Here is a 507-nt window from a genome sequence, read left to right on the forward strand (position 1 = left end):
GCGCATGTTTAAAGCAAGCCACAGCGCCAATCTCGTTGCGTACTTTACCCACCAACTCACCTTCTAGCGTTAGATCATCAATCTTCACACCATCTTTAAGAACCACGAAGCCAAGTGGTAGTTGACCTTTTAACTCATCGTGGATACCAACTACCGCACACTCCGCAATCGCAGGGTGACCACCAACGATTTCTTCCATCTCGCCAGTAGACAGACGGTGACCTGCGACGTTAATTACATCATCAATACGCCCCATGATAAACAGATAACCATCTTCATCTAGGTAACCGCCATCTCCCGATACGTAGTAACCCGGGAATTGACTTAGATAACCGGTTTCAAAGCGATCATGGTTACGCCAGACAGTCGGTAGGCAGCTTGGTGGTAATGGGCGCTTCAGAGCCACAAAACCTTGCTGATTTGCACCTACTGGCATGCCCATTTCGTTGAGAATTTCGACCTGATATCCAGGTATCGGCTTGGTAGCAGAGCCTGCTTTTACCGGCA

Annotated in this window: 1 protein-coding gene; it reads right to left on the reverse strand. The window is 48.7% G+C overall.

Going from position 1 to position 507, the window contains the following annotated elements; all coding sequences use genetic code 11:
• Positions 1-507 (reverse strand): AMP-binding enzyme (locus VJL_RS20335; RefSeq protein ID WP_038882478.1); only part of this gene is annotated, 507 nt, incomplete at both ends.

Source organism: Vibrio jasicida CAIM 1864 = LMG 25398 (assembly GCF_000400365.1).
GTDB classification, from domain to species: domain Bacteria; phylum Pseudomonadota; class Gammaproteobacteria; order Enterobacterales; family Vibrionaceae; genus Vibrio; species Vibrio jasicida.